Below are 20,391 nucleotides of genomic sequence, written 5' to 3' on the forward strand. Positions count from 1 at the left end.
AGCGCGGATTGCGCCGTGACCTGTCCCCCGGTTGGTGGCGCGGCTCAGCTGAGCCAGCGGCGCATGCCCCGTTCAAACACTCCGGCGAAAAAGGCCAGCAGATCGGTGCCTTGCTGTGGAGAGAACTGATGCGGGTCTTCCGATCCCATGACCAACAGGCCGGGCAGGCGGCCGGGGCCGAAATCCAGTTTCAGGCAGGCTTCGGAGCGGATCCATTCGGCGCGGGTGCCGTAGACGCGCCCATCGCCGTGGCTGACCTGTCGCAGTGTGACCGTGCGCACGGGGGCTTCGCGGTCGCCACAGATGAATTGTTCGACAAACCCCGGTTCAGCCACGGACAACACATCGCCCAAACGGCGGATCACCGGCTCGCTGTCGTCCTGTGCGGTTTCCAGAACCAGTTTGATAATGTCGACCCGCAGGATCTGTGCGACCTCGCCGCCGAGATCCTTGAGGAAGGGTTCAAAATCCAACGGGTCGAGCATCCGTAGAATGGCGCGGTGGATCTGGTTGGTGCCTGCAAGGTTTTCGTAGGCGGCGGCGATGACGCTGCGATGCGTGTCCTCCAGCCGGTCAAGCCGTGCCTCCAGCCGTTCCATCGCAATGCCGCGCAGATCCACGATATTGCCGCCCATCGCACGTTCGTTCGCCGCGATCAGCGCGTGCATCAGGTCCTTGTCATCCAAGATCATGTCGGGACGCGTGATGATCGTTTCGCGGAGAGACTCCTCGATTCGGGCGGTGCTGGTCATGTGCTGTCCTGTATCGGGCCGGCGGGGCCGGTCGGTCGCTGCTCGCGCTTTTGCGCTTTGTTTGGGCATTTTGTGCCTTGGCGGGCGACCCGCTGTCAAGGAATTCCGCCCTGTGTCGCGCGGCACGGCGGCAAACGCTGCGCTTTGGGCACGGCGGGAATCGTGCCATCCTGCGAACAGGAGGAGAGCGACCATGCCAAATATCACACAGGATTCCGGCTATCAGACTGTCATCACCACGTTCGAGACCAGCCCGGGGAATTGTCAGGACCTGCTGGAGGCGCTGCAAGACGCGCTGGCCGCGCATATCTCGCAACAGCCGGGGTTTGTTTCTGCGGCCTTGCACGTCAACGATGCGCAAACCCGGATCGCAAACTACAGCCAATGGGCGCGGCGGGAGGATTTCCTCGCCATGCTGCGTTCAGACGACATGCGCGAAACCAACCGCCGTCTGAACGCATTGTGCCGATCATTCGAGCCGGTGCTCTATGAGGTGGCGGCCACGTTCGGGCGTGGCTGATCAGGCTGCGACGTCCTCTTGGATGGTGTCGCGCGCGGCAAAGCGGAAACCGGACCCGCGGACTGTTTCGATGTCGACGGCGCCATTCGAGGCCTGCAAAAAGGCCCGCAGGTTGCAGATGTAGACGTCGAACACCCGGGCGTCGGGTTCGTTTTCCAGCCCGTAAATGTGGGACAGCAACTCGGCCCGTGTCACAAGCTGCCCCGGACGCAGCGCGAGGTATTCCAACAGCTCGTACAGCTTGGGGGACAGTTTCATCGGGCAGTTCGACAGATGTGCCTTCCGGGTCAGCAGATCGACGGTCAGCGGCCCGTGGTTGATTTGCGGCACGGGCAAACCCAAAGCCCGGCGCGCCACGGCCTGCAGCATGACAACCGCTTCTTCCGGCGGGCGGCTGGTGTCGATCACGCAATCCGCACCGGCATCCAGCCAAGCGGCGATCTGCTGCGGTGTCGGCTTGGTGGCAACCAGCGCGACCGGCATGGGATCGGTTTTGGACTGCAAGATGGTCAGGTTCACGCCCTGCGCCCCGATCTGATCGGCTGCGAGGATCAAAAGATCGGCTTCGCCATGGCGCATGAAATGGCTCACGTCCTCGATCCGGTCGGTGCGGGTCATCAGCGTGCCATTGGCCGCAAGCTCTGCCGCGAGGGTCATCATGGTCCAGTTGGTTTCAGCGATCAGGTAACGCATTGGTTCGTCCTTCAGGTCATCACGGTCTGTGTTTGGATCAGACCCCGCCGGCAGCCCGCACGGGGCCACACACATGGCGGTTGATGGGCCCGGAGACGGTGTTCTTCCGGCGGGCCAGCGAAGGGCTGCGTTCTGCAACCTGTATTAATGGCATACGTGCGAATCTTGCGCGGATTGTGGCGCGCACTGGGCAAAGCTGTGGCTCTGGTCCGGATGCGCGCGGGTCGGGCGGGCTTGACGCAAAGACCAAAGCCTACAGTTTGAACGCCATGGAAACCTATTATGATTTGACCGACCGGCGCGGTCTGCCCGAGAACCTGATCCTGCTGCTCGACAGCTTTCCGCGTGAGGCTTGGGCGGAACATCCCAATTTTGCCGGTCTGGTGGCCTTCTGGCTGGACCGCCATGCCATGTTTCGCAAACTTTGCGCGATGATGGGGCAAGAGGCGGAGCAGGCCGTCGATGGTACGATGTCCGCGCAAACCCATGCGCAGCGCTTGCGGCATCTGGGCGGGGCGCTGGTGCAGCAATTGCACGGCCATCACCAGATCGAGGATGTGCACTACTTCCCGATCCTGCGCGCGCGTGAGGACGGTCTGGCGCGGGGCTTCGACATCTTGGACCGCGATCATCACGCGATGGACGGTCTGCTGGATCGCTTCGGCCAAAGCGCGAATGGCGTGTTGCGCGGCACGGTGGAGCCGGGGCATTTCCGCGAGGTCCTGACCGGGTTCGAGACGCTCTTGCTGCGCCACCTCACTGATGAGGAGGACCTGATCGTGCCCGTGATCCTGAAACACGGGCCCGATGGTTTGCAGTAATCCGTGCGCTATAGATCAGGCGCGCTGGTTCAGCAGGGCGGTCATCACGGCGGGCACATCGATATGGCCCAGCACCTGATCACCGTCGGCCACCAGAACCGGCAGATCCCCCGCCGCCACCATCGGAAGAATTTCGCGGATGGTCAGCTCGGGCGAGACACGCGGCAGACCGTCGGCGCCCTGATCGGGGACAGGTCCCATGATCTCCAAAGCGCGCAGCACGTTCAGCGGGTTCATATGGGCGACAAAGTCCGCCACATAATCGGTCGCGGGGTTCAGGACGATATCCTGCGGGGCGCCGCATTGCACGATCCGCCCGCCTTCCATGATGGCGATGCGGTTGCCGATCTTCAGCGCCTCGTCGAGATCATGGCTGACAAAGATGATCGTGCGGCCCAGCTTTGCCTGCAGTTCAAGAAGCTCGTCCTGAAGCTTGTTGCGGATCAGCGGGTCAAGCGCGCTAAACGGTTCGTCCATCAGCAAAATGGGCGCTTCGGTCGCCATGGCACGGGCCAGTCCGACACGTTGCTGCATGCCGCCTGACAGCTCGCCCACCTGACGGTCGGCCCAGTCGGTCAGGTTCACCAGATCCAGCTGCGCGCGGGCGCGGTCGTGGCGCTCTGCCTCGGGGACGCCTGCGATTTCCAGACCAAAGGCCACGTTGTCGATGACGGTGCGCCACGGCAGCAGACCGAATTGCTGGAACACCATCGCCACCCGCTGAATGCGGATGTCGCGCAGCTCTTTTTCGCTGCAGTTGGCCACATCGACCATGCCGCCATCGGTGCGCACCTCTACCCGGCCACGCGCCACGGGGTTCAGCCCGTTCACCGCACGCAGCAGCGTGGATTTGCCAGAGCCGGACAGCCCCATCAGCACCAGAATTTCGCCGTCCTGCACTTCGAGCGAGCAGTTGTGCACGCCCAGAACCTGTCCGGTGGCCTGCTGGATTTCGGACCGGTCCTTGCCTGCGTCCATCAGGGGCAGGGCGGTCTGGGGCTTGTCGCCAAAGACGATGTTGACCGCGTCGAAACGCACCATTGGATCGCTCATGGCTTAATTCCCCCGTTTGAACATGCGGTCAAAGATGATGGCGACCAGAACAATGGCGATGCCCACCTCGAAACCCTTGGCAATGTTGACGGTGTTCAGCGCCCGCAGGGTCGGCACGCCCAGACCGGATGCCCCGACCAAAGCGGCAATCACAACCATCGACAGTGACAGCATGATCGTCTGCGTCAGACCGGCCATGATCTGCGGCATGGCGTAGGGCAGTTCGACCTTCCACAGCAGTTGCCGTTTGGTGGCGCCAAAGGCGGTGCCCGCCTCGATCAGCGCCTGCGGGGTCGAGGTGATCCCCAGATGGGTCAGTCGAATGGGTGCGGGAATGGCAAAGATCACCGTGGCGATCAGGCCGGGCACCATGCCGAGGCCGAAGAGGATCAGCGCGGGGATGAGGTATACAAAGGTCGGAATGGTCTGCATCAGGTCCAACACAGGTGACAGGGCGTTCATCAGCCATGGCCGCCGCGCCGCCGCAATACCGACAGGGACGCCAACGCCCATACAGACCAGCGCAGAGGCGATGACCAGCGACAACGTTTCTGTGGTTTCTTCCCAATAGCCTTGGTTGATGATCAGCAGCAGGCCCGCAGCGGTAAACACGGAGAACCAGACAGATTTTCGGGCAAACCAGCTGACCAGGGTGATCACCGCAACGATGACCAGCGCAGGGGGCGTTTGCAGGCACCACAGCATGGCATCGATGACGGTCTCAAGGATCAGCGCAAAGCCGTCAAAGAACCACGCGGCATTGTCGGTCAGCCAGTCGACGCCCCATTTCACCCACTTCCCCAGCGGGATCTTGTTGTCTTCCAGCCATTCCATGGCGTGCCCTCGCTTATTGCTTTGACTGACCAGTCAATTAGCCGATGTGAGGCAAAGAATAAAGCCTCACCCGTTCAAAGATGTCAGAAAACGTCGCTTTTGCGGGATATTCCGACAAGAAAGGCCGCCGACACGCGGTCGACGGCCTTGACGGTTGTCTCGGGGCGCGGATCAGTCCAGCGCGGAGGTGACCGCCGCCAGCGCATCACCACCGTCCTTGGTGGTCACGCCGTCCAGCCAGCCGTCCAGAACGTCCGTGTTCGCCGACAGCCATGCGGTGGCTGCATCCTGCGGGTCCTCGCCGTCATCGAGGATCTTGGCCATGATCTCGTTTTCCATGGCGAGCGTGAATTCGAGGTTGGTCAGCAGCTTGCCCACGTTCGGGCAGGCGTCGACATAACCTGCGGTGGTGTTGGTGTAGACGGTCGCCCCACCAAGGTTCGGCCCGAAATAGTCATCACCGCCGGTGAGATAGGACATCTCGAAGTTGGCGTTCATCGGGTGCGGTTCCCAGCCAAGAAAGACCACAGGCTCGTCACGGCGATCGGCGCGCGACACTTGGGACAGCATGCCCTGCTCCGAGGATTCGACCACTTCGAACCCTTCGAGGCCAAAGGCGTTCTCGTCGATCATGGACTGGATCAGGCGGTTGCCGTCGTTGCCCGGCTCGATGCCGTAGATCTTGCCGTCGAGCGCGTCCATGTTGGCGGCAATGTCGGCAAAGTCCTTGATGCCCGCATCGGCGGCGGCCTTGTTCACGGCCAGCGTATATTTCGCCCCTTCAAGGTTGGCGCGCACGGTGTCGACGGTGCCCGCCTCGCGGTAGGCGGCAATGTCGCCTTCCATCGTGGGCATCCAGTTGCCAAGGAAGACATCCACATCGCCCGACGCCAGCGAGGTGTAGGTCACCGGCACGGACAGCACCTTGACGTCGGCCTCGTATCCCAGCGCCTCCAGCACAACAGAGGTGGCGGCAGTGGTTGCCGTGATATCGGTCCAGCCGACGTCGGACAGGGTCACGGTGTCACAGTTGGCCATGGCACCGGTTGCGGTCACGCTGAGCGCGGCGATGGCGCAAAGGGTCTGCTTGATCTGCATGGAAGTCTCCGCTGTTGAATTGGTTCTTTTGTCTAAGCATTCGGCGGGTGTGCCGCGCTTGTGCAAGAGCTTAGCGGCAATTGACTGACGGATCAATCAGGGATTCCGTTGTGTGACCCTCGCAAACGCAAAACGCGCGACCGTTTGCTGGCCGCGCGTCGTCATGTCATTGGTTTGTTTGGCTAAATATCCGCGCGTCAGGCGCTGCGCTGTTTGCTCTCCCAATCCGGCGCGATCCAGGGTTCCACATTCTCTGGTGCCAGCGGAGAACGGCCCAGAATGTGGTCCGCGGCCTTCTCGCCGGTCATGATGGAGGGGGCATTGAGATTGCCATTGGTGATGCGCGGAAAGATCGAGCTGTCCGCAAGCCGCAGCCCGTCAACGCCGATCACCCTGCATTCGGGATCCACGACGGCGGTCGGATCATCCGCCGCCCCCATGCGCGCAGTGCCGCAGGGGTGGTAGGCGCTTTCGACGTGCTGGCGAATGAAATCATCCAGCTCGTCATCGGTCTGACAGTCGGCACCGGGTTGGATTTCATGCTTGTAGAAGGGTTTGAACGCGTCCTGCGCAAAAATCTCGCGGGTCAGGCGGATGCAGCGCCGGAAGTCCTGCCAGTCTTGTTCGTGGCTCATGTAGTTGAACAGAATGCGCGGATCGTCCTTCGGGTCGGCGCTGCGCAGGGTCACAGCCCCGCGCGAGGGGGAGCGCATCGGTCCCACATGGGCCTGAAAACCGTGGCCTTCGGGGCTGGCTTGGCCGTCGTAGCGAATGGCAATCGGCAGGAAGTGATACTGGATGTCGGGGTAGTCCACACCCGCCTGCGAGCGGATGAAGGCCGCGCTTTCAAACTGGTTCGAGGCGCCGGGCCCGGTTTTGTTCAACAACCAGCGCGCGCCGACATAGGCTTTGCCCAGCAGGTTCCAGTATTTGAACAGGCTGACGGGCTGGCTGGCGGCGGCCTGAATATAAAGCTCCAGATGATCCTGCAGGTTCTGTCCAACGCCCGCGCGATCCGCGACCACATCGATGCCGTGTTCCGCCAGATGTTTGGCGGGACCTACCCCTGACAGCATCAGCAGTTTGGGAGAGTTGAGCGAGGAGGCGGCAAGGATCACCTCGGCGCGGGCATGCACGGTCTCAACCTTGCCACCACGTTCGATTTCGACGCCGGTGGCGCGGCCGTCTTTGATCACCACCTTGCGGGCAAAAGCACGGATCAGGTCACAGTTCTCGTGCTTGAGCGCGGGTTTGAGATAGGCGTTGGCGGCGGACCAGCGCTGCCCCTGCCAGACGGTCATGTCGAAGGGGCCAAAGCCCTCTTGCTGGTGGCCGTTGTAATCGCCCGTCACGGGATAGCCTGCCTGTGCACCGGCTTGGACAAAGGCCTGTGTCAGGGGGTTGTCGCGCTTGCCGCGGGTGACATGCAGCGGGCCGTTGGTGCCGCGCCATGCAGCATCCCCGCCATGCCCGCCATCGTGCCAGTTTTCGAGACGTTTGTAATAGGGCAGCACATCCGCATAGCCCCAGCCAGCAGCCCCCTGATCCCGCCAGTGATCAAAGTCACGGGCATGGCCGCGCACGTAGATCATGCCGTTGATAGACGAAGACCCGCCGATCACCTTGCCACGCGGCGTGGCAAGTTGCCGCCCGCCGAGATGTGGTTCGGGTTCGGATTTATACCCCCAGTCATACATTTTCATGTTCATGGGATAGGACAGCGCGCCGGGCATCTGGATGAACGGGCCTGCGTCACTGCCGCCATGCTCGATCACCAGTACGGATCTTCCAGCCTCTGTCAGGCGCAGCGCCATCGCGCAGCCTGCACTGCCTGCGCCGACGATAACGTAGTCTGCGGTGAATTCTAGGGTCATGCCGCGTCCTTTCGGATGGTGCGCCTGCAGAGCCTGCGGGACGCCGTTGGCGTTAGGTATTTTGCCCAAGGAAAAACGGGGGCGCGGGTTTCAGACGCCCCCGTTGCGGTTGGGTCAGAAGGGGGCTTCGACGTCGCCCATGCGCACGTAGACGGATTTCATCTGGCTGTAGTGTTCAATCGCCTGCTTCGAGTTCTCACGGCCGACACCGGAGGCTTTGACGCCGCCGAAGGGGGCCTCTACCGGGGCGTCGTTGTAGCTGTTGATAAAGCAGCTGCCCGCCTGAAGCTGGCCGATGACGCGGTGGGCGCGCTGGATGTCCTTGGTAAAGACGCCGGCAGACAGGCCGAATTCGGTGCCATTTGCGCGGGCGATCACCTCTGCTTCGTCGTCGAAGTCGAGCACGGCCATCACCGGGCCAAAAATCTCCTCGCGCGCGATGGTCATGTCATCTGTAACATCGGCAAAAACGGTTGGGGCGATGAAAAAGCCATCGCGGTCGAGCCGTTCGCCGCCGCAGATCAGGCGGGCGCCTTCGGATTTGCCCTTGGCGATGTAATCCAGGACGATGTCCATCTGGGTCTCGGACACCATCGGGCCGATGGACGTGGCATCCTCACGCGGGTCGCCGATGATGGCCTGTGCGCTGCGTTCCGCGAGGCGTTTGAGGAATTTGTCCTTGATTGCACTGTGGACGAAGACACGGGTGCCGTTGGAGCAGATCTGGCCGGAGGAATAGAAGTTGCCCAGGATGGCACCGCCCACGGCGTTTTCGATGTCGGCGTCCTCGAACACGATCATCGGGGATTTGCCGCCCAGTTCCATGGTGACGTGTTTCATCTCGGCGGCTGCAGCGGCGTAGACTTTTTTGCCGGTGGGGACGGATCCGGTGAGCGAGACCTTTTCCACGCGCGGGTCTGAGACCAGCTGTGCGCCGGTGGCCCCCATCCCTTGGACGACATTGAACACGCCTTTGGGCAGGCCGGCCTCGATCAGGATCTCCGCGATTTTAAGGGCGCACAGTGGCGTGGTTTCCGAGGGTTTGAACACCATCGCGTTGCCGCAGGCCAGCGCCGGAGCCGCTTTCCAGCAGGCGATCTGCGTGGGGTAGTTCCACGCCCCGATTCCCACGCACACGCCCAAGGGTTCGCGCACGGTATAGACCCAGTCCTCGCCCAGCGGGATGTGTTCGCCGGTCAGCGTGCCTGCCAGACCGCCGAAATACTCCAGCGCGTCTGCCCCGGATGTTGCATCAGCGACGCGGGTTTCCTGAATGGGCTTTCCGGTATCGAGTGTTTCGAGCTGGCTGAGCTCTTCGTTGCGGTCGCGGATGATCTGGGCTGCACGTGTCAGGACGCGCCCGCGGTCACGGGGGGACCACTTTGCCCATTCCTTCTGCGCCTCTGCTGCGGCCGCAAGCGCCTGTTCGACGATAGCGGGGGTGCCTGCGTGCACCGTGGCAAGCTGTTCGCCGGTGGCCGCAAAGATCACTGGTATGGCATCGCCTGCGGTGTCTTCGACATAGGTGCCATTGATGAAATGGGAGGCTTTGGGTTGTGCGATCATGTCTGTCTCCACGCCCGTGGCGTTGGTTATATGCGTCAGGGGCAATCGGTTGGCATGCCCCAGTTGGTGGATCGGTTCAGGAATTACCGGATCCTGCGCTGATTTCTTGGGTCAGCGCGGCAAGGACGTGGGCCTGTGCGTCTGCGCCGTCCATGGCATGCGGCGTGATGGCGCTGCGCAGGTATAGCCCGTCGATCAGGCCGGCGAGCCTTTCGGCCGCAGCGGGGGCGTGGTCGCCGACCAGTGGCCGCAAATCATGCACTAGATTGGCGTGTAAGCGGCGGTGATAGATCGACAGCAGGCGGCGCGCCTCGTTGGAGGAGCGGGCGAGCACGTAAAAGTTCAGCCATGCGGAAATCACGTCCGACTGAAAATTCGTGGTCGAGAAACTGGCGCGGATGATCGCTTCGATCCGGTCGCGATTGGTGTTGGCGCGGGTCAGGGCGTCGCGGACTTCGGCGGCGTAAACCGTCATGATATGGCGCATCGCGGCGAGGAACAGGCGATCCTTGTCCCCGAAGTAATGAAAGGCGAGGCCGGAGGATACACCGGCGCGCTTGGCGATGCGGCTGACAGTCACGTTCAATGACCCTGCCGCGCCAATCTCTTGCACGGTGGCCTCGACCAGTTGTTTTTTGCGCGCAGCTTCTGTGGCCATTTGGTTCTCCTATGCGGGCGACAGTAGCAATCATTGACTGACGGATCAATCAGAAGTCTTCGGCCATGCGAATGACTGCGCAACGGATTATGAAATGATTATGAAGCATGCATGTGTCACCCATTGGACATTTTGCGCGAAAGATTTGTTTGGGGGTCGCGGTAAAGGTGCAAGTATACAGAGGCCGTTAGTAGGGTGCGCAAGGCCCATGAGCTTTGCGGTTGTATTGTAATAAATGCATTTTTACGGACTTGCCTTGGCCGGAATCCGCGTTTCCCGTCATGGCAAGTCCTTCAAACCCACTCCAGCTCCAGTATCGCGCCTACGATCCTTAGCTGCTGCGCTATCGGCTTTTGCATTGCTTCCACATCGGCCAGCCCCTTTGGGTCGTACGTCTCAGAGGCAGATTGGTCACAGACCTATGATAAAAGGGTGAAGTGGCCTGCTTGGCGTTGGGCGGATTGGCCGGTCTCATGCTGTAAAATGGGTAATATTTTACGTAATTGAGATTATAAATTGACTATGCAGAATTCGGTCGCCTACCCGCACGTTTTAAAATGCCGCCTGTTGGCGGACCTGCCGCCAAATGACAAAACAGAATTTGTGGATCGCTGCAGTGCGATCGTCTACCCCGAGCCAGAGGTCTTTCTAACGCAGGGGGAGACGTCCCCGGGCGTGTTCATCGTCGCCCACGGTCGGATCGACGCTGTGTTGGTCGGGGAGGGCGGTGCGCAGACTGTGCTGGCCCATCTTGGCCCCGGGGATACGGTGGGCGAGGTGGAGGCCATCGCGGATGAACCCTGCGTGGCGTCGTGCCGGGCGCAGGCGCTGACGACTTTGTTGTTTTGCCCAACCGAGATGTTGCAGGCGTATCTCCGCCAACCTGTCATGATGCGCAATGTGGCGGCTGTTTTCCGCAGCCGACTGGAAAAGGACAACGCGCTGAAGGCGGTCGACCAGCATGGCAATCTAACGCAGCGCTTGTATCTGCGGCTGCGCACGCTGAGCGATGCGCGCAACCGTGTGCGTGCCAGTCAGGCCACGCTGGCAGAGATCCTTGGCTGTTCGCGGCAATCGGTGAACAAGGCCATGGGGCGCTTGCGGGCGGAGGGGATCATAGATGCATCCAAAGGCGAGGTCCGCCTGCTGCGGTATGAGCTGACGTTGGACGATCTTGGCAGTCTGTTAACGGAATGAAACGACTGGGTACGAAAAGGGCCGCGCAAGGCGGCCCTTTGTCCTGTCATTGGATCACGCGGGCGCGGTGCCTGCGTTCTTAGCGGCCTTGCGCGCGCGGTCATCCTCTTTACGCGCCTTGGGGAAGAAGCTGTAGTAGAACACCGGTGCCGCCACCAGCGTCAGGATCGAGGCAAAGCCAAGCCCGCCCATGATCGTCACCGCCATCGACGCAAAGAACGCATCGGATAGCAGGGGGATCATGCCAAGGATTGTCGTCGCCGCAGCCAGCACAACCGGACGCAAACGCGAGGTCGACGCGTCCAGAACCGCCTTGCGGAAGGGCACGCCATCGGCGCGGACCAAATCGATCTCTTCGACCAGAACGATACCGTTCTTGATCAACATCCCCGACAGCGACAGCAGACCCAGCAGCGCGGTGAACGAGAAGGGCAGACCCGTGCCCAGCAGCCCAAGCGCCACGCCGTTCACGCTCATCGGGACCAGCAGCCAGATGATGACGGGCTGGCGGATCGTGCCGAACAGCAGCACCGAAATCAGCACCATGATGATCAGCGACAGCGGCAACTGCCCGCCAAGGCTGGCCTGCGCTTCGGTCGAGGATTCATACTCCCCGCCCCATTCCAGCGTGTAGCCTTCGGGCAATTCCATCGCTTCGATGGGCGCGCGGATATCGGTGAATACGGCAGCGGCGTTGACGCCTGCCGGCACACCCGCCTGAACGCTGATCGTGGGCACACGGTCACGGCGCACGACAAAGGTGTTCTGTGCCTCCCAGTCGAAGCCGTCGATGATCTGCGCCACCGGAATATAGGCCTGCGCCGCGTCAGAGTAGACCGGCAGGTCCGCCAGATGTGCGCCGCCGTCGGCACTGGCGCTGTCAGAGCGCATGATGATCGGGATCAGTCGGTCCGCCTCGCGGTAGTAGCCGACCTGCGTACCATCGGTGCCGAATTGCAGCGCGCCCGCCAGATCGTCACGCGACACGCCTGCGGCCTTGGCCCGTTCATCGGCAAAGCGCGGCTCGATGATCAGTTCGCGTTCCCGCCAATTGGTGCGCAGATCCATCAGCTGGTCAGAGGCCTCGATCAGCCGTGATTGCGCCTCGACCGCCAATTCCCGCAGAACCACCGCATCGGGGCCAGAGAAGCGCGCCTCGATCGGGGCGCCGCCGCCGGGGCCAAAGGCCAGACGTTCGGTGCGGAATTCGCCGGCGGTCAGCGTGGAGCGGCCAAACGCCTCCAGATCGGCGCGCAGTTCCGGGATCTGTTCCAGCGATTCCGTGCGGATGATCAGGTGGCCATAGGTCGGCAGCGCCTCTTCCGGGGCGTAGGTCAGCATAAAGCGCGTCGCCCCCCCGCCGATGAAGGTCGCCACAGACACCACGTCATCGCGTTCGGCCAGCCAGTCCTCCAGCACAGCCATGTCATCGGATGTGGTGTGGATGCTCGCCCCCTGCGGCAATTTGTAATGCACGTAGAACAGGGGCGTGTTGCTGTCGGGGAAGAACTGCTGCTTCACCTGACCAAAGCCGATGTAGCACAGCACAGTGATGCCGATCAGCGCGAGGATCACCAGATGGCGCAGGGTCAGAGCCGCGTTCAGCACGGCGCGGTACGCGCGGAACAACGGGCCGCCGTAGTGGTCGCTGTCCTCGCCGGAACCGACCTTGAAGAAGTAATGCGCCAGAAGCGGGGTCGCGGTGATGGCCAAAATCCAGGACAGCAACAGCGAGATCCCGATCACGGCAAACAGCGAGAACAGGAATTCACCGGTCGCATCCGGCGAAAGACCAATCCCGGCAAAGGCCATGATGCCGATGACCGTCGCACCAAGAAGCGGCACTTGCGTTTTCTTGGCCACGTCCTCTGCGGCGTCGCGGGCGGTTTTGCCCTGCGCCATATCGCCCTGCATGCCCTCGGCCACAACGATGGCGTTGTCGACCAGCATGCCCATGGCGATGATCAGCGCGCCCAGCGAGATACGCTCCATCTCGATGCCGAAAATCGCCATCAGGAAGATGGTGCCGACGACGGTCAGCAGCAGGGTGGCGCCCACGACCACGGCCGCGCGCCAGCCCATGAACAGCGCCAGCACGATCACCACGATGGCAACCGACATGGCAAGGTTCAGCAGGAACGCGTTCGAGGCTTCGTCCACCACCACGTGCTGCTGGTAGATCGGATGCAATTCGACACCGGCAGGGACGTCGCGCATGATCTCGGCCAGACGGTCATCGACGCGTTTACCAACGTCCACGATGTTCAGGCTGGCCTTGCCGGACACGCCCAATGTGAAGGCCTCTTGCCCCTGAAAGCGGATCAGTTCGGTCGGCTCGTCAACGCGGGACCGCTCTACCGTGGCAAGGTCGAGCAGGTCGATGACATCCCCGCCCACGCCGATGGTCAGGTTTGCAATTTCGTCAACGGTGTCAGAGCCTTCGGGCGCCTGAATGCGGACATCCTGTCCGTTCTGGCTGACCGAGCCGGCATCTGTGCGGGAATCCGTGTTCGACAGGGCCGCGGCGATGGCGTCAGGCCCGATGCCGAGGTTCGTGATGATGGATGTGCGGGCGTCGACATAGATCGCCTCGGACGGCAGGCCCGCCAGCGCAACATCGGCCACGCCGTCGACCGCCAGCAATTCGCGCCGCAGATACTCAGATATCTCATGCGTTTCCGCATCCGAGAATCCCGGGGTGGTGACCGCATAGAACACGCCGTACACATCGCCAAAGGTATCGTTGACGATGGGGGTGCCGGCCTCGGGGGGCAGGCTGCGGGTGGCGTCTTCGACACGGTTGCGTAGCTTGGTCCAGATGGCGGGCAATTCGGTGCCATCATAGGTGGATTCAATGTTCACCGAGATGCGGCTGATGCCGGGTTTGTTGGACGAGGTGATGAAGTCGATCTCGCCCATCTTCTGGATCTCGGATTCCAGCGGTTCCGACACCTCGCGCGCCACCTGTTCGGCGCTCGCGCCGGGGTATTGCGTGATGATGATGGCGTTTTTGATAGTAAAGGCGGGGTCTTCAAGGCGGCCGATCGTTGCGAACCCCCAGATGCCGCCAAGCAGGCAACCCAGCATCAGGATCCATGTGATCAGCGCCTTATCGATAGAGGCGCGTGCGATAGACATCGTCAATTACTCCCCGATACGGGTGAAGGGGCGCACGGACTGGCCGTCACGCAATTGCGATGCACCCGTGCTGACGATTTGCGCCCCGTCGGAGGGGCCGTCGGTCATGTAAAGCCGCCCGTCCTCGTGCAGTTCGATCTCGACCGGGGTCTGGGTGACGGTGTCGTTCTCGAACACCATGACGAAGGGATTGCCCTCGGGGTCATAGGTCAGCGCGGTTTCCGGCAGGATCACCCCGTCGGGGGCCTTGCCCTCGGCGCTGGCGTAGACGGTCACGGATGCGCCGGGAAAGACAAACGCACCGGGATTGTCGATAAAGGCGAGGGTGATCGTGTAGGTCTGGCCCACGCTGGATGTCTCCGTCTCGAACTCGCGCATGGAGAGCGGATAGCGCGTGGGCTCGCCCGGCAGGACGGCCTCGAACTTGACGGTTTCTCCGGCACCGGCCTGCCGGAACAGAACCTCGGGCACTTCGATATCAACCCGCATCTCAGAGATGTCGTGCAAGCGGACAACCGGCGTGCCGGCGGACACCGTCTGGAAGTTTGCCACCAGACGGCGGGCCACCAGCGCATCAAACGGGGCGCGCAGCGAGGCGTGTCCCAAATCGTCCTGAGCATTCTCCAGCGCGATTTCCGCCAGACGCAGCTGCGTTTCCGCATCGCGCACCGACACGGCAGAGGCGGCTTGCCCGCGCAGGCTTTGCAGGCGCTCGGCGTCGCGCTTGGCCTTGTCGTAATTGGCCTGCGCCTGTTCCACCGCGCGTTCGTAATTGGCAATGTCGAGGCGGGCGATCAATGCGCCTTCTTGCTTGGTCGTGCCCTCATCCGCATTCAACGTTTCCAGCTGGCCCCCCACCTGAAACGCCAGATCTACCGTCTGGCGTGCGGCGACCTGGCCAAAGAACTGACGCTGCAAGGTCACCGGCTGGGTGCTGATTTCCATCAATTTGACGGGTTTTGGCACTTCGCGCGCTGCGGTCTCTTCCTGAGCGTGGGCGGCAGAAAATACGGAAAGGGATGCGGCCAGCAGGCCAGAGAGTAGGGGCAAATTGCGCACGGAAGGAGGCTCCTGTCGCAGGGTTACGCGTTGCGGCCCCATGTAGGAGCGTTTCGAAGCGTAGTAAACAGTTCGGTTTAGTTTTTATATGCAAGTGTCATTCTTGCAAAAACGCACAGCGTCGAATGCCTCACTACGCGTCATTTATTATGACCCGATGAATATCGGTTTCTAGGGATATGTCGAAAATGACAGGTCAAAGGGCGCCCGCAGGCGCCCCTTAAAGCCGTTTCAGGCGGATTGCATGTTTACGGCTTGCCCGTCCAAAGTACCTGCAACCGCAGCCTCTGCCAGCAAGGCGGCCACGTCAGCGCGAGAGGCTTTGCCGGATGTATCGACAGCATCGCCAAGGATCACACCGTCGCTGCGGCCATCATCGGTCAGAGCCACGGGGCGCAGAATGGCATGTGTCAGACCGGACGATTGCAGATGCGCGTCTGCGTCATGTTTCGCCTGCAGATAGTGCGCCAGATCGCCGGAAGGGTTGGACTGGTCGGCACCAACTGAGCTTAGCATCACAAACCGTTCGACACCGGCAGATTTCGCCAGATCGACCAGTCGCTGTGCGCCATCGCGGTCGATCTTGTCCGTCATCTCCGGCCCGGTTTTCGACCCGGAACCGGCGGCGAAAATCACCACATCGGCACCGTCGCACACGTCGTCGGGCAGCTCTGCGAGATCGCCATATCGCAGTTCTGTCGTCTCCGGCAAAACGCTGGTATCCGACGACTCGCGCACGAGCGAGATTGTTTTGTGACCGCCCGCTTCAAGCGACTGCACCACCTGTGCGCCAGTAGATCCGGTCGCACCTGCTACGAGAATTGTCTTGGTCATCGTGACCTCCTGTTCATAGTGGGATCCGCAGGCGATACGCTGTTCGACCGCCTGCGTGGTTCGGTGAGATCAGGGCAAAAAGACGGCCTTGGCATTGGCGAATTCCTTCATGCCAAAGCCACCATGCTCACGTCCGTAGCCGGAATCCTTCACGCCGCCGAAGGGCATATTGGGGTCCGCCGCACCAAACGAGTTGATCCGCACCATGCCGGTGTCGAAGTGTTTGCGCGCCAATTCCAAGGCGTGTTCTTCGTCCTTGCAAAAGATACCACCGCCCAGCCCGTAACGGCTGTCATTGGCGATGCGCATGGCGTCTTCGTCGTCTTTCGCACGAATAACCGAAGCGACGGGGCCAAAGATTTCGTCGTCGTAGGCCGGCATGCCCGGTTTCACATCGCCCAGAACAGTGGCGGGGTAGAACGCGCCGGTGCGATCAGGCACGGTGCCGCCGCACAGGACCTTCGCGCCGTTTTTAACGCTTTCCTCCACCTGCTGCCTGACCGTGTCGAACTGATCCTCGCTGGACAGCGGCCCCAGCTGCGTGTTCTCGTCCATCGGATCGCCCATCTGGATCGCCTGCATCTGCTTCACAAAAGCATCGACAAAGGCGTCATAGACCGCGTCGGTCACAACGAACCGCTTGGCAGAAACGCAGGTCTCGCCATTGTTGTAGAGCCGCCCCATGACGGAATACTTCACGGCGGTTTCGATGTCGGCATTCTCTAGCACCAGATAGGCGTCGTTGGAGCCCAGCTCGAGCACGGTTTTCTTTAGCGCTTTTGCGGCAACGCTGCCGATGTGCCGGCCTGCGCCATCGCTGCCGGTCATGGTCACGCCGCGCACTTTGGGGTGTTCGATCAGCTTGTCCGACACGTCATGGTCGATGATCAGCACCTGAAACAGCTCTTCGGGCAGGCCTGCCTCGATGCACAGCTCGCGCAGACGCAGACCGCTGCCGGTGCAAATGCTCGCATGTTTGAGCACACAAGCGTTGCCCGTCATCAGATTGGCGGCCAGCACGCGGACCGGCTGATAAAGCGGGAAGTTCCACGGTTGGATCGAATAGATCACACCGATGGGTTGATAAGTCACAATGCCGCGTTGGCCGTCGCCGTGGGTGCGTTCCTCATCGGCCAGCGTGTCGGGGCCGTTTTCGGCTGTGTAGTCAAAGATGGCCGCGCAAATCTCAACCTCGGTCAGGCCGTCCTTGTACAGTTTGCCGGTCTCGCGGGTCATCAGATTTGCCAGCTCGTCGGCGTTGTCGCGCAGCTTCTGCGCGATTTTCTTCAGGTAAGGTGCGCGGTCGGCATGGGACAGCGCGCGCCAGTCCTCAAACGCGGTATGAGCCGCGTCGACGCGCTTCATCGCCTCGCTTTCGCTCATCAGGTCATAGGTTTTCAGTGTTTCGCCGGTGGCGGGATTTCTCGTGGTGATCGTGGACATAAAGCCCCCCTTTCATTCAGGGGGAGAACCAAATGCCCCCGTCAGGGTTCCACCGGCGGCAGTGACAGCTTTGTGATCCGGAGGCGCGATCTTACGCGTCGGCGTGGACGGCGGCCCCTTTCAGCAAAATGGTTTTCCACGCTTGTTCAGTCGCCTCCAGAATAGCGGGCACCTGATCCATCAGGCTGTGCGCCTGCGCGATTGAGCCCGCCTCTGCCATGGCTTCGACGTCTTTGAAGATCATCCGCAAGCGTGCCGCTGCCATCATCCCGCACATTCCGGCCAGGGAATGGCTGGTGGCTTGTACGCTTTTGATATCGCCGCCCACCAGAGCGCTGTCCAATTTGCGCATCAGCTTGCGGAATTCGCGGCGGAATTCCTCGAACTGGTCCTGAAGTTGCGCGATGCTGAGCAGATCGACCAAATCGCTGACATGCTCCCGATCAAGGTCGCTTGTGACACTGTCGTTTTGCGGAACCGGCGCGGGTTCGGGCGTGGAAATGGGATCATAGGCTTTGTGGACGCATTCCTGCAGGGCTTTGCGGTTTACGGGCTTCAGCAAAAAGCCGGACATACCTGCATCCGTGAAAGCCTGTCGGTCTTTCGGCAAGGCATGGGCGGTAAAGGCGATAATGGGGGTATCGCTGTTTGGCCCGCCGGAGGCGCGGATCATGCGGCAGGCCTGTGTTCCGCTGACCTCGGGCATGGAAATGTCCATGAAAATGAGGTCAAAGGCCTTGGTTCCCGCAATATCCACGGCCTCCTGCCCGCCGCTTGCCGTGACAACGCGATGTTGTCCCTCCAGCATTTTTTCCAACAGGTTCCGGTTCACGCTGTTGTCGTCGACGATCAGGATACGTTTTTGCGCGGTCGTATCAACCGGTTGTGCATGCGCATCCAAGTCGGCAATCGCGGCGTCGCTGACTTCGGTGACAGGAATGTCCACAATAAAGGACGTGCCTTCGCCCAATGTGGATTCGCAATAGATCTGGCCGTTCATCTGGGTGACAAAACGCTTCACAATTCCCAGTCCCAGACCCGTTCCGCCGGTCAGGCGTTCGTAACTGCGGTCCAAAGACACGAAATCATCAAAGATGCGCGCCTGATCCTCTTCGGAAATCCCGATTCCGGTATCGCTGACCTCGAACCGCAATGTGCCACGGCTTTGCGTTGACCGTGCGTCCGGAATGTATTGGGTGAACAGGGAGACTGCACCTTGAGGCGAGAATTTGATGGCATTGCTAAGCAGATTGATCAGCACTTGTTGAACTGCGCGCTGGGCAAGGCTGAATGTTTTGCCTTCCAAGCCCTTTTGCTGCTGGTCGAGCTGGACGTCGCAATTCTGCGCCATCGTATCCATCATGCCGATCATGTTTTCGGTGAGCGAGGAGACATCGCAGCTGGATTTACTGAATTCCTGTTCGCTCTCGCTGCGTTCGATGGCCAGAACGTCATTGATATGGGCCATCAGAATATCGCCGGAAAACAGCGCTGTTTTGACATTGGCGCGCTGCGCGTCGGTGAGAGGACCCTCTTCGAGCAGATAGAGCGAAGACAACACGCCATTGAGCGGTGTGCGCATCTCGTGGCTCATCATGGCAAAAAACCGCGAGCGTTCCTTGGCAGAGGACAGTGCCGTATCCCGCGCCTGCATGATTTCGGCCTCGTGGCGTTTTTCCAGCGTCAGATCCCGAATGTAATTGATAAAGATCGGGCCATCGCGGGTTTGGGATACAGACACGCTGAATTGGGCGGGGAAAATCGTTCCATCCGCATAAAGCAAATCGAGTTCGCGGGTTTCGCCGTCTTCAAATGTCCGGTAGCCGCTGCGCAGATATGCGTCCCGGCTGGCGTTCAGGATGGCCCGCGCGGATTGTGTGGCAAGGATTTCTGTCCCCGGCCGCCCCAGAACAGACTCGGCTTTATGGCCAAACATATTTTCTGCGGCCTTGTTGAATTCGATGATCCGGCCATGGCGGTCAGACGCCACAATTGCATCAATCGAGCCGTGCAGAATGGCCGTCAACTGCCGTTGCTTTTCATTGGCAAAGACGGACGCGTTGTGCAGCGATGCCGTGCGGCGGATCAAAAAGATAATGGTGGCGATCAGAAACAGCGTCATCAAGCCAATGGCGGCCAGCATGGTTTCCATCAAGGCCGACAATTTCGCACGGCCGTCGCCATTTACCTCCGAGATGTGCTGGATGGATCTAAGCACAACCGTCCGAACACCAATCTCCTGTGTTTTGATCGCTTCCAGAATGGACGGCAGTTCTGCTGCAAGCTTTGCATCGGGTCCGTCGACTACCGGGATCAACGCGTCCATCTGCGCAAGTAACCCATCCAACAGGGCGATGCGTTCTGCATCCAGCGTGGCTCTGTCGATCAGGGGAATGCGGCTGTAGAATATGTCAAAACGTTCACGTACAGCATCCAAGTCCGGCGTTTCGCTGTAGACATTCTCGACTAAAGCGCTTGAGAATTTTAGAAACTCGCTATCAAGCTGCGAGGCGCGCCATTGGCTTTGGTCTTGAGTTCCGGCCTCAAGGATTGTGATGTTTTGCCGGACAAAGATCGACATGGCGATGACCACGACAAAGGCCGTCAATGCAAACAGGCTAAGCGCGAATTGGCTTTTGTTCGACATGTAAGTGGTCGCGAGGTTCGGCAACCTGCGCCGGAACGGGCAATCTTTCATGATCGGACACCCCAGCAAGCGGCGCTCACCAAGAACGTCGGTCGTAGGTCCCGCAAGTGGATCGGAACGCCGGGGGCAAAAGACGGAATCATGACAGGTTTACTCGCGAGATCACATGTATTTATCCGATCGACAGTATCGAAAGCGATGGAA

General features: G+C 60.8%; 16 protein-coding genes. 3 read left to right on the forward strand and 13 right to left on the reverse strand.

The window, feature by feature from the left end:
* Positions 1-44 precede the first annotated feature (44 nt).
* Positions 45-752, reverse strand: a complete 708-nt coding sequence (locus ACN5AZ_RS10530) for a DUF484 family protein (protein ID WP_419428833.1) — start codon at positions 750-752, stop codon at positions 45-47.
* A gap of 193 nt (positions 753-945) precedes the next feature.
* On the opposite strand from ACN5AZ_RS10530, the gene ACN5AZ_RS10535 reads away from it, so the two are divergent.
* Complete coding sequence (locus ACN5AZ_RS10535) at positions 946-1,272, forward strand: antibiotic biosynthesis monooxygenase family protein (protein ID WP_419428834.1); 327 nt, start codon at positions 946-948, stop codon at positions 1,270-1,272.
* Here ACN5AZ_RS10535 and ACN5AZ_RS10540 read toward each other — a convergent pair whose 3' ends face one another.
* Positions 1,273-1,965 (reverse strand): winged helix-turn-helix domain-containing protein, encoded by a 693-nt coding sequence (locus ACN5AZ_RS10540; RefSeq protein ID WP_419428835.1) that lies wholly within the window; start codon positions 1,963-1,965, stop codon positions 1,273-1,275. It lies immediately after the preceding gene.
* 176 nt (positions 1,966-2,141) lie between these two features.
* On the opposite strand from ACN5AZ_RS10540, the gene ACN5AZ_RS10545 reads away from it, so the two are divergent.
* The gene (locus tag ACN5AZ_RS10545; RefSeq protein ID WP_419428836.1) at positions 2,142-2,786 is read left to right on the forward strand and encodes a hemerythrin domain-containing protein; all 645 of its coding nucleotides are present in this window, start codon (positions 2,142-2,144) and stop codon (positions 2,784-2,786) included.
* A gap of 15 nt (positions 2,787-2,801) precedes the next feature.
* Here ACN5AZ_RS10545 and choV read toward each other — a convergent pair whose 3' ends face one another.
* The 6 genes from choV to betI form a co-directional block, all read right to left on the reverse strand.
* On the reverse strand, positions 2,802-3,839 hold the full coding sequence (gene choV, locus ACN5AZ_RS10550) for a choline ABC transporter ATP-binding protein (RefSeq protein ID WP_419428837.1): 1,038 nt from the start codon (positions 3,837-3,839) through the stop codon (positions 2,802-2,804).
* Positions 3,840-3,842: 3 nt separating this feature from the next.
* Positions 3,843-4,673 (reverse strand): choline ABC transporter permease subunit, encoded by an 831-nt coding sequence (gene choW, locus ACN5AZ_RS10555; protein WP_419428838.1) that lies wholly within the window; start codon positions 4,671-4,673, stop codon positions 3,843-3,845.
* A gap of 171 nt (positions 4,674-4,844) precedes the next feature.
* On the reverse strand, positions 4,845-5,771 hold the full coding sequence (locus ACN5AZ_RS10560; RefSeq protein ID WP_419428839.1) for a choline ABC transporter substrate-binding protein: 927 nt from the start codon (positions 5,769-5,771) through the stop codon (positions 4,845-4,847).
* Positions 5,772-5,968: 197 nt separating this feature from the next.
* Complete coding sequence (gene betA / locus ACN5AZ_RS10565) at positions 5,969-7,645, reverse strand: choline dehydrogenase (protein WP_419428840.1); 1,677 nt, start codon at positions 7,643-7,645, stop codon at positions 5,969-5,971.
* Between the two features lie 114 nt (positions 7,646-7,759).
* A complete protein-coding gene (gene betB / locus ACN5AZ_RS10570; RefSeq protein ID WP_419428841.1) occupies positions 7,760-9,211 on the reverse strand; it encodes a betaine-aldehyde dehydrogenase in 1,452 nt (483 codons plus the stop codon).
* 76 nt (positions 9,212-9,287) lie between these two features.
* On the reverse strand, positions 9,288-9,869 hold the full coding sequence (gene betI, locus ACN5AZ_RS10575) for a choline-responsive transcriptional repressor BetI (protein WP_419428842.1): 582 nt from the start codon (positions 9,867-9,869) through the stop codon (positions 9,288-9,290).
* Between the two features lie 603 nt (positions 9,870-10,472).
* On the opposite strand from betI, the gene ACN5AZ_RS10580 reads away from it, so the two are divergent.
* Positions 10,473-11,066, forward strand: a complete 594-nt coding sequence (locus ACN5AZ_RS10580; protein ID WP_419428843.1) for a Crp/Fnr family transcriptional regulator — start codon at positions 10,473-10,475, stop codon at positions 11,064-11,066.
* A 54-nt stretch (positions 11,067-11,120) separates the two neighbouring features.
* Here ACN5AZ_RS10580 and ACN5AZ_RS10585 read toward each other — a convergent pair whose 3' ends face one another.
* The 5 genes from ACN5AZ_RS10585 to ACN5AZ_RS10605 all read right to left on the reverse strand — a co-directional run bounded on the left by ACN5AZ_RS10585 (position 11,121) and on the right by ACN5AZ_RS10605 (position 20,238).
* Positions 11,121-14,204: an efflux RND transporter permease subunit gene (locus tag ACN5AZ_RS10585; RefSeq protein ID WP_419428844.1), complete on the reverse strand. Its 3,084-nt coding sequence runs from the start codon at positions 14,202-14,204 to the stop codon at positions 11,121-11,123.
* A 6-nt stretch (positions 14,205-14,210) separates the two neighbouring features.
* Positions 14,211-15,263, reverse strand: a complete 1,053-nt coding sequence (locus ACN5AZ_RS10590) for an efflux RND transporter periplasmic adaptor subunit (protein ID WP_419428845.1) — start codon at positions 15,261-15,263, stop codon at positions 14,211-14,213.
* Between the two features lie 231 nt (positions 15,264-15,494).
* Positions 15,495-16,097, reverse strand: a complete 603-nt coding sequence (locus tag ACN5AZ_RS10595) for an SDR family oxidoreductase (RefSeq protein ID WP_419428846.1) — start codon at positions 16,095-16,097, stop codon at positions 15,495-15,497.
* 69 nt (positions 16,098-16,166) lie between these two features.
* On the reverse strand, positions 16,167-17,540 hold the full coding sequence (locus ACN5AZ_RS10600; protein WP_419428847.1) for an NAD-dependent succinate-semialdehyde dehydrogenase: 1,374 nt from the start codon (positions 17,538-17,540) through the stop codon (positions 16,167-16,169).
* A gap of 91 nt (positions 17,541-17,631) precedes the next feature.
* Positions 17,632-20,238, reverse strand: coding sequence for a response regulator (locus ACN5AZ_RS10605; protein ID WP_419428848.1), 2,607 nt, complete (start codon positions 20,236-20,238; stop codon positions 17,632-17,634).
* Positions 20,239-20,391 lie beyond the last annotated feature (153 nt).

This window comes from Sagittula sp. SSi028 (assembly GCF_048553715.1).
In the GTDB taxonomy this organism is placed as follows: domain Bacteria; phylum Pseudomonadota; class Alphaproteobacteria; order Rhodobacterales; family Rhodobacteraceae; genus Sagittula.